Source organism: Georgenia sp. M64 (assembly GCF_038049925.1).
Classification (GTDB): domain Bacteria; phylum Actinomycetota; class Actinomycetes; order Actinomycetales; family Actinomycetaceae; genus Georgenia.
Window position 1 is genome coordinate 2,865,209 of the sequence record NZ_CP145809.1, and the last position, 11,272, is coordinate 2,876,480.

The 11,272-nt window shown below is 72.9% G+C and carries 12 protein-coding genes; 8 read left to right on the plus strand and 4 right to left on the minus strand.

What is annotated here, in order from left to right; all coding sequences use genetic code 11:
- Positions 1–42: 42 nt before the first annotated feature.
- Complete coding sequence (locus tag AAEM63_RS12880; protein ID WP_341361368.1) at positions 43–1,476, minus strand: histidine kinase N-terminal domain-containing protein; 1,434 nt, start codon at positions 1,474–1,476, stop codon at positions 43–45.
- Between the two features lie 131 nt (positions 1,477–1,607).
- Between AAEM63_RS12880 and AAEM63_RS12885 the strand changes: the two genes are divergently transcribed.
- Positions 1,608–2,099 (plus strand): DUF2505 domain-containing protein, encoded by a 492-nt coding sequence (locus AAEM63_RS12885; RefSeq protein WP_341358655.1) that lies wholly within the window; start codon positions 1,608–1,610, stop codon positions 2,097–2,099.
- Positions 2,100–2,236: 137 nt separating this feature from the next.
- On the opposite strand, the gene AAEM63_RS12890 is transcribed toward AAEM63_RS12885, so the two are convergent.
- Entirely contained in the window at positions 2,237–3,661 is a 1,425-nt protein-coding gene (locus AAEM63_RS12890; protein WP_341358656.1) for a glucose-6-phosphate dehydrogenase, read from the minus strand.
- Positions 3,662–3,784: 123 nt separating this feature from the next.
- On the opposite strand from AAEM63_RS12890, the gene AAEM63_RS12895 reads away from it, so the two are divergent.
- Positions 3,785–4,225 (plus strand): OsmC family protein, encoded by a 441-nt coding sequence (locus AAEM63_RS12895; protein WP_341358657.1) that lies wholly within the window; start codon positions 3,785–3,787, stop codon positions 4,223–4,225.
- Positions 4,222–4,884 carry a hypothetical protein gene (locus AAEM63_RS12900; protein ID WP_341358658.1) on the plus strand — a complete coding sequence of 221 codons (663 nt, stop codon included), beginning with the start codon at positions 4,222–4,224 and terminating at the stop codon, positions 4,882–4,884. Before AAEM63_RS12895 ends, AAEM63_RS12900 begins: the two co-directional genes overlap by 4 nt.
- Before the next feature lie 145 nt (positions 4,885–5,029).
- On the opposite strand, the gene AAEM63_RS12905 is transcribed toward AAEM63_RS12900, so the two are convergent.
- Positions 5,030–5,524, minus strand: coding sequence for a flavodoxin domain-containing protein (locus tag AAEM63_RS12905; protein WP_341358659.1), 495 nt, complete (start codon positions 5,522–5,524; stop codon positions 5,030–5,032).
- A gap of 632 nt (positions 5,525–6,156) precedes the next feature.
- Between AAEM63_RS12905 and AAEM63_RS12910 the strand changes: the two genes are divergently transcribed.
- From AAEM63_RS12910 to AAEM63_RS12925, 4 genes are all read left to right on the plus strand, one after another.
- Positions 6,157–6,573 carry an Hsp20/alpha crystallin family protein gene (locus AAEM63_RS12910; protein ID WP_341358660.1) on the plus strand — a complete coding sequence of 139 codons (417 nt, stop codon included), beginning with the start codon at positions 6,157–6,159 and terminating at the stop codon, positions 6,571–6,573.
- A 137-nt stretch (positions 6,574–6,710) separates the two neighbouring features.
- Positions 6,711–7,160 carry an Hsp20/alpha crystallin family protein gene (locus tag AAEM63_RS12915; RefSeq protein ID WP_341358661.1) on the plus strand — a complete coding sequence of 150 codons (450 nt, stop codon included), beginning with the start codon at positions 6,711–6,713 and terminating at the stop codon, positions 7,158–7,160.
- Positions 7,161–7,368: 208 nt separating this feature from the next.
- Positions 7,369–8,226: a thymidylate synthase gene (locus AAEM63_RS12920; protein ID WP_341358662.1), complete on the plus strand. Its 858-nt coding sequence runs from the start codon at positions 7,369–7,371 to the stop codon at positions 8,224–8,226.
- Complete coding sequence (locus AAEM63_RS12925; RefSeq protein WP_341358663.1) at positions 8,226–8,717, plus strand: dihydrofolate reductase; 492 nt, start codon at positions 8,226–8,228, stop codon at positions 8,715–8,717. Before AAEM63_RS12920 ends, AAEM63_RS12925 begins: the two co-directional genes overlap by 1 nt.
- A 119-nt stretch (positions 8,718–8,836) precedes the next feature.
- Here AAEM63_RS12925 and AAEM63_RS12930 read toward each other — a convergent pair whose 3' ends face one another.
- A complete protein-coding gene (locus AAEM63_RS12930; protein ID WP_341358664.1) occupies positions 8,837–9,766 on the minus strand; it encodes a VOC family protein in 930 nt (309 codons plus the stop codon).
- A gap of 342 nt (positions 9,767–10,108) precedes the next feature.
- Here AAEM63_RS12930 and AAEM63_RS12935 point away from each other — a divergent pair, with 342 nt between their 5' ends.
- On the plus strand, positions 10,109–11,107 hold the full coding sequence (locus AAEM63_RS12935) for a hypothetical protein (protein ID WP_341358665.1): 999 nt from the start codon (positions 10,109–10,111) through the stop codon (positions 11,105–11,107).
- Positions 11,108–11,272: the final 165 nt, after the last annotated feature.

The window sequence follows — 11,272 nt, forward strand, 5'->3', positions numbered from 1 at the left end:
ACGCCCGGCGGCGTCGTCGTGTCAGCACGCGGCGTCGTCGTGTCAGCGGGCGCTGAGGTCCGCACGCAGCACCACCTCCGTGCCCCCCGTGGGCACGGCCTTCCACCTGATCTTCCCGCGCAGCTCGTTGTTCACCATGGTCGAGACGATCTGCGTACCGAGGCCGGAGTGCACCCGGTCCGTGTCCAGGCCGACACCGTCGTCGCGCACGGAGACGTGCAGGTGCGTGCCCTCGCGCTCGGCGTGGACGGTGACCGTCCCCGAGCGGCCCTTGAGCCCGTGCTCGACGGCGTTGGTGACGAGCTCGGTGAGCACGACCGCGAGCGCCGTGGCCGCCTCCGCGCCCACCGCCCCGAAGGTGCCGTCGACGACGGTGCGCACGGAGGAGTCGGGCGAGGCGACGTCGGCCGCCAGACGCAGCGCCCGGCCGAACACCTCGTCGAAGTCGACGACCTCGTCGATGTTCTGCGAGAGCGTCTCGTGGACCAGCGCGATCGTCGCGACCCGCCGGGTCGCCTCGCCGAGCGCCGACTTGGTCTCGGCGTTGGTCGAGCGCCGGGCCTGGAGGCGCAGCAGCGCGGAGACCGTCTGGAGGTTGTTCTTCACCCGGTGGTGGATCTCGCGGATCGTGGCGTCCTTGGTGATGAGCTCGCGCTCGCGCCGACGGACCTCGGAGACGTCGCGGCACAGCAGCAGGGCGCCGCGCCGTTCGCCGTGGTCGGTCAGCGGCACCGCCCGCAGCGACAGGCTCACCCCGCGGGCCTCGACCTCGGTGGACCACGCGGCCCGGCCCATGATCACCACGGCGAGGGTCTCCTCCACCGTGCTGTGGTCCTCCAGGAGCGATGTGACGACCTCTGCCAGGACCTCCCCCTTGAGCTCGCCGATCACCCCGAGGCGGTGGAAGTTGCTCACCGCGTTGGGGCTGGCGTAGACCACCCGTCCCTCGGCGTCGAGCCGCACGAGGCCGTCGCCCACGCGCGGCGCACCGCGCCGGCTGCCCGCCGGGGCCTGCGGCTGGGGGAACTCGCCACGCCCGATCATCGCGCACAGCACGTCCGCGATCTCCACGTAGGAGATCTCCAGCCGTGAGGGCACCCGGGAGGCCGGCAGCGCCGACTCCCGCGTCATGATCGCGATGACCCGGTGCTCGTGGACGACCGGGACGACGACCTCGCGGATCCCCCGCTCGGACCGGTCGTGCTCGGCGCGCAGGTGGACCCCGCCGTCGGCCATCGTCTGGCGCATGAGCTGGCGACGCGGCTCCTTGGGCACCGACCCCACGACGTCGTCGTAGTGGATGGTCGCCGACGTCGAGGGCCGGCACTGCGCGCCCGCCACGAAGGAGCCGTCCTCGGTGGGCAGCCACAGCACGAGGTCGGCGAAGGCGAGGTCGGCGACGACCTGCCAGTCACCCACCAGCTGGTGGATGCAGTCCACCTCCGCCGGCTCGAGCGGTGAGGCGATCGCGATCATGTTGGCGAGGGTGGGCACCGCTCCAGCGTAGGGGAGCCGACGACGCGGTCCGGCGGCGGGTGCGCACACCCCCCGCTAGGCTGACGGCCGGTCCCTCGCCCCGGACCGGCCGCCGCACCGAGGAGCGCCCCGTGCAGTTCGCCGCCACGATCGACTACCCCGCCGACGTCGAGACCGTCGCCGCCATGCTCGCGGACGAGGAGTTCGCCGGCGCACGCGCCGAGCGGGCCGGCTCGCTCGAGCACCGGGTCGAGGTGCACCGCGAGGGGCGGGCGTTCACCGTCACCACCCGGATGAAGATGCCGACGACGATCGTGCCCGCGGCCTTCCGCTCCCTGGTCGGCGACTCCCTCGACGTGCGGATGGTCGAGGCGTGGGAGGAGCCGGGGGCGGGCGGTGCCCGGCACTCCACCCTGGCGCTGGACATCCACGGTGTGCCGGTCCGCGTCGTGGGCACCCAGCGCCTCGAGGCCACGTCCGCCGGCTGCACCGAGACCTACGCCGGAGAGGTCACGGCGTCGGTGCCCCTGTTCGGCGGGCCGATCGAGGAGGCCGCCGTGCGGACGGTGCAGCAGGTCGTCGACGTCGAGCGCGAGCTGGGCCTGGAGCACCTCGCGCGCTGACGGCGTCGCTCAGGGCGAAGGCCGACGGGGCCGCTCGGAACGGGGCCGTGGGCGCCGCCCGCATCGAGGCGCCTGGCTCGCCGTTGAGCCAGGTGCGGCCCACACCATACCCCCTTCGTGACGTGGGCCACAGGCCTCTACTCCCCCAGCATCCACCGGTGCGGGGCGGCCAGGCGGTGCGCCGCGGCAGGCCCCCAGGTGCCGGTGGCGTAAGGCTCCGGCAGCGGCCGCGCCTCGCCCTGGAGCGGTGCGAACGCGGCGAACGCCGCCCGCAGGCCCTCCGCCGTCGTGAACAGGGACCGGTCTCCGATGAGGGCGTCGTGGATGAGCGAGGCGTACGGCGAGATGGGCTCGCCGCCGGGGACGTCGTCGAGCTCGAGCACCGCCTTGCCCGGGGAGAAGGTGAGGTCCGGTCCGGGGGTCTTGACGGTGATGCCCAGGCGGATCTCGCCGTCGCCGGCGAAGCAGATCTCGATGGTGTTGGGCTCGGAGAGCTCACCGGCGAGCGGGCCGAACGGCGGCTTGAGGACGAGGGTGATCCGCTGGGTCTTGCGTGCCATGCGCTTGCCGGTCCGCAGGAGGAACGGGACGCCGCGCCACCGCTCGGTGTCCACCCACAGCCGGGCGGCGACGAAGGTGTCCTGCACCGAGTCCGACGGCACGCCCTCGATGTCGGTGTAGCCCTCGAACTGACCGAGGACGACGTCCTCGGCCGGGTCGAGCGGCCGGAACGCGCGCAGTGCCGCCTCCCGGGCGGCGATGACCGACTCCGGGTCGCGCAGGTCGGTGGGCGGTTCCATCGCCACCTGCCCGGCCACCTGGAACAGGTGCGTGACGAGCATGTCGAGGGCGGCACCCGTGGCCTCGTAGAAGGCCGCCCGGTTGGCGACGTCGAGGTCCTCCGGGACGTCGATCTGGACCTGGTCGATGCTGGCCCGGCTCCACTCCGAGCCGAAGAGCTGGTTCGCGAAGCGGAGGACGTAGATGGTCTGCACGCCCTCCTTGCCCAGGAAGTGGTCGATCCGGAAGACCTGGTCCTCCGTGAGGACCTCCTTCACGAGGGCGTCGAGCTCCTCGAACGACTCCGCGGAGGTGCCGTAGGGCTTCTCGAAGACCACCCTGGCTCCCTCCGCGAGGCCGTGGGCTCCCAGCCCCTCGGTGATGGCGGGGAAGGCGACCGGGGGGACGGCGAGGAAGTGCAGGACGACCGGCTCGGTGCCGGCGGTGTCGCGGACCTCCTCGCGGACCTGCGCCAGCACCGTGGGCAGCTCTCCGGGGTCCTCGGCCGTGAAGCCCCCGCCGGCGTAGCGCACGGCCGAGGGGTCCCACCCGGCCGGCACACCGAGCTCGGAGCGTTCCAGCGAGGCGCGCACGAGGTCGCGGAACCCGTCGTCGTCGAGGTCGTCGGTGGCACAGCCGACCAGACGCCAGTGCGCCGGCATCAGGCCACGGTCGTGCACCTCGTGCAGGGCCGGCAGGACCATGCGGCTCGCGAGGTCACCGGTGGCACCGAAGAGGACGACGACGACGGACTCGGGCAGCGCGGGCTGGTTCGGGGGCACGGGGCCAACGTATCGGCGGGCGTGGCGGGCTGCGAGCGGTCGTCGCGACGGCGGCGAGCGGTGGTCGCCACGGCGTTGCGTGGTCGTCGCGACGGCGGCGCGGGGACGTGCGACGATCGGCCCATGAGCGAACCCGACGAGACCGAGCGGCCGGCCCTGTGGGCCGAGCGCACCGGTACCCGCACCTTCACCGGCCGCAACCTCCGAGGCGCTGAGGTGCTCATCGGCAACGGTGACGCGCCCGGCGTCTTCACCCCGGGCGAGCTGCTCCAGATCGCGCTGGCGGGATGCGTCGGGCAGTCCACCGACCACCGCCTCGCGCACGCCCTCGGCGACGACTTCCACGGCACGGTGGTGGTGTCGGTGGAGAAGAACGCCGACGAGAACCGCTACGAGTCCTTCGACGTCGAGGTCATCGCGAACCTCGCGTCGGTGGACGAGGCCACCCGGGACAAGGCCGTCGAGCGGGGCACCTCGGCGATCGAGCGCGGCTGCACCGTCGGGCGGACCCTCGGCGCCGGCGCCACGTACCGCACCGTCTTCACGAGCGAGGCCCCCCGATGAGGGCCGCACGGGCGGCCGTCGACCGGCTCCTCGACCGGGCCGTCGCGCGTAGCGACCGTGCCGCCGAGGTGCTCGCCGAGCTGCGGCGCGAGAACCCCGGCGCCACCCCCGCGCAGGTCCTGCGCCTCCTCGACGAGCGCTACGTCAAGCGCGTCGCCCGGCTCGGGGGCGCGGTCGGTGCCGTCGCCGCGGTGCCCGCCCTCGGGACCGTCACCGCGGGGGTCCTCACCGCCGGGCAGCTCGGGAGCTTCCTCAACGCCTCCGGTGACTACGTCATGGCCGCAGCGTCCCTCCACGGGGTCGAGGTCGACGACGCCGAGCGTCGCCGGCTGCTGCTCCTGGCCTCCCTCCTCGGCGAGGAGGGCGCCGCCGCCGTCCAGGGCCAGCTCGGCCTGGGCACGCTCTACTGGGCGAAGGGGGCACTGACCAAGCTGCCGCTCGGCACGGTCCGGGCGGTGAACCGCGGACTCACCGGTCGCCTGCTCACGTGGGGGGTGGGACGGGTCGGCGCCCTGGCGCTGGGCCGCCTGGCCCCCTTCGGCGTGGGCGCCGTGGTCGGCTTCTACGGCACACGGGTCTTCGCCCACAACGTGGTCGAGGGCACGGCGCAGGCGCTCGGTCCGGTGCCGGCGCGGTTCGCCGACCCTCTCCCCGCCTGAGGCGTCTCCGTGACCCCGCCGCGCGGGACACGAGCGGCCGCTCCTACCGGCGCGTAGGCACGCCCTTCGCTGCGGCGTCCCGCGCGAACGCGCGCGTAGGCGCCTTCGCTGCGGCGTCGCGGCCCCCCGAGAACCGCGACGCCGCTCAGGTGCGGGCGTCCAGCCGACGCGCGACCGAGCGCGCCCAGTCGGCGATCTCCTCCCGGTCGCGGAAGTCTCCGTCCGGGATGTGCAGGGTCCGCACGATCGTGCGCTCCCCGAAGGCGAGCCTCGTCCTGTCGATGCGGCCGGCGAACACCTTGTGCTCGAGGGCGCCCGCCACCTCGACCGCGGCCGCACCGTCGGCCGGTTCCTCCGCGGGCCTGGGCGGGTCCCCCACCGGCCCGGAGGAGAACAGCCAGACCGGACGGCGTGCCAGGTCCTTGCCCAGCCGCTCGACGAGCTCACGGGCCGGCGCCATCCACCGGCCGACGTAGACCGCGCTCCCGAGGACGACGGCGTCGATGCCGTCGAGGTCGGCGACGTCCTGCGGCGCCCTGGCGACCACCTCGTGGCCGGCGGCGGCGAGGACCTCGGCGACCTGCTCGCCGATCTCTGCCGTGGCGCCGTGCTTGCTGGCGACGGTGACGAGCACGCGCATCAAGCACCTCCTCCGGCATCCGTCCCACCACCGTGCCGTCACCGGTGCCGCGGACGACAGGGACCAAGGACCCGTTGCCGCCGGGCGGTCCACCGTCGTGACCTGTCCCGCGCCCGGCTCGCCGGCAGCTCCCCAACGGGGGATCAGCCGGTCGCCTGACGGCCCCCAGTCGCCAGGCGATCACCCTGTCGTCCGACGATCACCCTGTCGTCGGACGATCCCTCCGTCGCCCAACGATCACCGCGTCGCCCAACGCTCCCGGCACACCACTCTCGTTCGGCGACAAGGGGATCAGCCGCACAGCGCCGGGGGGGCGGAGGCGCCGGGTGGCGGAGGCGGCGGGGGCAGGGCGAAGCGGAGGCAAGGGCCGAGGCGGAGGCGGCGGAGGCACGCGGACGGGACCCGGTGGTCGTCGTCGCGCATTCGCGAGGGGACCACCGCGCACCCTTGACCTGCGACGACACCCAGAATTGAGTCGGACATGCTCAACTTTTTCGTCGTGAGCGAAATCCATGGTCCGATCGTTAGCACTCGCACCCCAGGAGTGCTAAAACTGATGTCGGAAGCACCGCCGGACCCCGGCGGGCGACGCGGCCCGGACCGCCCGGGCCCGCCAGACGTGGAGGTGGACCATGGCCAACCGATTCGACCCGTTCCGCGACATCGACCAGATGCTGGCCACGATGCGCCAGACGCCCTCCTCCCCCGGGATGCCGCTCGACCTGTACCGCGACGGCGAGGCGTTCGTCGCGAAGTTCGACCTCCCGGGCGTGGACCCGTCGTCCATCGACATCGACGTCGACGACCGGACCCTGACCGTGCGCGCCGAGCGCACCGCCACCGCCGACGACGTCCAGTGGCTCTCGCACGAGCGGCCCAGCGGCACGTTCGCCCGGCAGCTCACCCTGGGTACCGGCCTGGCGCTGGACAAGATCGAGGCCGGCTACGCCGACGGCGTGCTGACCCTGACCATCCCGGTCGCCGAGGAGGCCAAGCCGCGCAAGATCCAGGTCGCGCACACCGGCTCCACGGCGACGATCGACCAGTAGTCCGGCCGACGGGTGTCCCACCGCGGCCCGCGGTCCGGCACCCCTCGACCACCGACCACGCACCGGCCCGCACCTGTCGGGCCGGTGCCCGACAGGGCCCGGGACGCCCGGGCCCCGAGCACCTGGAGGTGACTGAGATGATCCTGCGAACCGACCCCTTCCGAGAGATGGACCGCTGGCTCGACACGGTCCTGCGTCAGGTGCCCACGGCTCACCCGATGCCGATGGACCTGTACCGCGACGGCGAGTCCTTCGTCGCCAGGGTCGACCTGCCAGGGGTGGACCCCGCCACGATCGACATCGACGTCGAGGACCGCACGCTCACCATCCGCGCCGAGCGGGCAGCCGAGGAGTCCGAGAACCTGCAGTGGCTCTCGCGCGAGCGCCCCACGGGCACCTTCGCCCGTCAGCTCACCCTCGGTCACGGGGTGGACCTCGACAACATCGACGCCGGCTACGCCGACGGCGTCCTCACCCTCACCCTGCCGATGGCGGAGGAGGCCAGGCCACGCAAGATCGAGGTGGCGCACACCCCGGCCCTCGACCGTGGCGAGGCACGCACGATCGAGTCGGGCTCGACAGCCTGACCGGGCGCAGCTCACGGGCGCGGCGCACCACGCGCCGCGCCCTCTGCACGTCCCGGCACCACGCCCCCGCACCGCGGAGTCGGCACGCCCACGCACCACGCGCTCGGCGCAGCCACACGCCGTGCCCTGACGTGCGGGACGCGCCACGACGCGGCGCCGTGCGGCCCGGCGTGCGGAACGCGCGGTGGCCCGTGCCTACGATGACCCGGTGAGCCACACCCCCGACGTCGAGACCACCGCCGCGCCCGTCGGCGCCGCCGAGCCAAGCACGGTCAGCACCGCCTACGAGGACCTGCTCCGGCACGTGCTGGCACACGGCACCGCCAAGGGCGACCGCACGGGCACCGGGACACGCAGCGTCTTCGGCCACCAGATGCGCTTCGACCTCACCGCCGGCTTCCCGCTGGTGACCACCAAGCGCGTGTTCCTGCGCGGGGTGGCCGAGGAGCTGTTCTGGTTCCTCCGCGGGGAGCACAACGCCCGCACCCTCCAGGAGCGGGGCGTGCACATCTGGGACGAGTGGGCAGACGACGACGGCGAGCTCGGTCCCGTCTACGGCGTCCAGTGGCGCTCCTGGCCCACTCCCGACGGAGGCCACATCGACCAGGTCCAGCAGGTCCTGGACACCCTGCGCTCCGACCCGGACTCGCGCCGGATCATCGTCTCGGCGTGGAACGTCGCCGAGCTCGACCGCATGGCGCTCATGCCCTGCCACGCCTTCTTCCAGTTCTACGTCGCCGACGGCCGGCTCTCGTGCCAGGTCTACCAGCGCAGCGCGGACCTCTTCCTGGGAGTGCCCTTCAACATCGCCTCCTACGCCCTGCTCACCCACATGATGGCCCAGCAGGCCGGCCTCGAGGTTGGCGACCTGATCTGGACGGGCGGTGACTGTCACATCTACGACAACCACGTCGACCAGGTGCGCGAGCAGCTCTCCCGCGAGCCCTTCCCCTTCCCCACGCTCGAGCTGCGCAAGGCCGCCAGCCTGTTCGAGTACACCTTCGACGACGTCGAGGTTCTCGGCTACCGCCACCACCCGGCCATCAAGGCCCCCGTGGCCGTGTGATGCTCGGCCTCATCTGGGCCCAGGCTCACGACCGCGTCATCGGCGCCGGCGGCACCATGCCCTGGCACCTGCCGGAGGACCTCGCCCACTTCCGCCGGACCACGACCGGCTCGGCCGTCGTCATGGGCCGAACGACGTGGGACTCCCTGGCCCCGCGCTACCGCCCGCTGCCCGGCCGGACGAACGTCGTCCTCTCCCGCCGCGGTGCGAGCGTCGACGGGGCCCTCCTCGCGAACGACCTCGACGTCGCCCTGTCCCTCGCGGGCCAGGGCGACGTGTGGGTGATCGGCGGGGCGGACGTCTTCGCCCAGGTCCTCGACCGGGCCGACACCCTCGTCGTCACCGACATCGACCTCGCGGTCGACGGCGACACCCGCGCCCCGGCGATCGACGACGCCGTCTGGGCGGTGCGGTCGGCCGACCCGGACCGCGGCTGGCACACCGCGGCGAACGGCCTGCGCTACCGCTTCACGACCTACCGGCGCGCCTGACGCCGACGGCCGGCACACGCCTGGGCCGACCGCACCCGTCACCGGGTCGGGCGGCCAGGTCACGAGGCGGGTCAGGCCGCCGAGGACGGAGCCGGTCAGGCTTCCGGTCACGGAGCCGATCAGGCCGCGCGGACCTCGATGAGGTTGTTCCACGGGTCGTTGAGGCGCACGACGGCTCCGTTGTGACGGACGTCGACGCCGTGACCGCGCATGCGGTCGGACAGTGCCGCGACGTCCTGCGCGGTGGGCAGGATGATGTCCACCGTGCCCAGTCCGAGGGCGGGCACGCGCGGCCCGGCGCCTGCGCTGTTCCAGGTGTTCATGGCCATGTGGTGGTGGTACCCGCCGGCCGCGACGAACAGCGCCTGGGTGCCGTAGGTCGTGGTCTCCTCGAAGCCGAGCTTGGCGACGTAGAAGTCCCGGGCCGTGGGCACGTCGCCCACCTGCAGGTGCACGTGCCCCACGACCGCACCCGGCAGGGTTGCGGGGAGCTTCCGGTCCGTCGTGGCGACGAGGTCACGGGCCTCGTCGGTCAGGTGCTCGGCGAGGAAGCGGTTGGGGTCGAGGTAGTTCGTGGCCATCGCGACCTGCTTGACGCGGTCGCCGGTCCACACCCAGCTCTCGCGCGGGCGGTCGACGTAGAGCTCGACGCCGTTGCCCTCCGGGTCGGTGAAGTAGAAGGCCTCGGAGACCAGGTGGTCGCTCGACCCGGCGAAGGTGCGGGGCGCCCGGACGGCGAGCGAGGCCACCACGGCAGCCAGCGACGCGTGGTCCTCGAAGAGGAACGCGGTGTGGAACAGGCCCGCGCTGCGGGGCGACCCGGGCGGGAGCGACGGGTCGTGGCGCAGCACGAGCAGCTCGACGCCGTGCCGGCCGAGCGACACCTCGTCGCCCTCGGCGCGCAGCACCTGGAGCATCACGCCGTCGCGGTAGTAGGCGGTCATGAGGTCGAGGTCGCCGACGAGCAGCGTCACGCTGCCCATGGCGGTGGCTGCGGGCAGGAGGTCCTCGACGGGCCGGTTCGAGATCGGCGCGACGGTCTGGCTCATGGTGGGGTCCCTCGGTCGTCGGTCGGAATGTCCTCAACGGTACACGTACTTGAAGTTTCAACTCAATGGGGTTCAGGAGTATTCCGCATCACGCCGGGCGCCGGCTGTCACACGGTCGCGCCGGTCTCCGTTCAGCCTTGACAGCCGCCTCCTCGAAGCGGACATTTGCACCTCCCGGACCCCGGGAGCAGGCCACGACGAGGAGGCCCCATGTCCCCCTACCCGCCACCACACGTCCGGCGCCAGGACGGACGCGGCCGACGACCCGCCCGAGGTGGAGGGGGTCCGCCGCGGCGCCGGCGCCGAGGGCCACGTCGCCCCCTCGCAGCGCTGATCGCCGCCGTGGCTGGCGGTGCCGTCGTCCTCGGAACGCTCCCCGCCCAGGCCGCGGGGCTCATGAAGTACCGGACGTACAAGGTGCCGACCGACAGCAGCCAGCCGAGGTACATCACCCCCGGCTCGGACGGGAACCTCTGGTTCACCGAGGGCGGGCAGGTCTTCACGCCCGGCCCCGACCCCGATGCCGGGGGCACGTTCCACAGCACCATCGGGATGATCACGCCCACCGGCGACATCACCGAGTACCGGGTGGACTGCGACTGCTTCCTCGACGACATCGAGCAGGGCCCGGGCGACATCCTGTACTTCACCACCAACGACTTCGGCGCCCTGGGTCGCATCACCACCCAGGGCGTGGTCGACTTCATCACCCCCCAGAGGGCCGACGGCACCGCGGCCGACTACATCCTCGGCGGCGGCATCGACGGCCGCGGTGACGACCTCTGGGGCTCGAGCGCCTTCCGCGACGTCCTCTGGCGCTACGACGTCGGCACCGGCGAGCTGACGGAGCACCCGGCCACCGACCCCGGCGAGCTGGCCGTCGCCGCCGACGGCGTCGTCTGGTTCACGGCGCCCGGCGCCGTCCGGAGCCTCGACCCCGTGACCGGCTCGACCACGGAGGTGCTGGTCACCGGCACCCCCGCCCAGATCGCCGTCGCCTCGGACGGCAAGGTGTGGTGGACCGAGCGGTTCGCCGACGTCGTCGGCTTCCTCGACCCAGCCACCGGCGAGCTCAGCGAGTTCTCCGCCCCGGGCGCCGGACCTCAGGACATCGCCGCGGCCGGCGACGGAAGCATGTGGTTCACCCAGGCCAACATCGGGAACGCCGCACGCATCACCGCCGACGGCGTGATCACCGAGGCGGGCAAGGCCGTCGGGGACGACCCGGACAGCGGGTTCGAGAACGCCCTCGGCATCACTGTCCGGCGTGGGCCGGAGGGCGAGTCGGTGTGGTTCACGATGGAGGCGGCGAACAAGATCGCCGCCCTGACGCCCAGATAGTCGTCCGTCACGGCAACGACGAAGGCCCGGACCATGAGGTCCGGGCCTTCGTCATCTGGTAGCGGGGGCAGGATTTGAACCTGCGACCTCCGGGCGGAATCGAGGGCCTGATGGCCACCGCCGATCAGTCCCGGGAACAGCGGATTTCCCTGTGTTGGTAAGGAA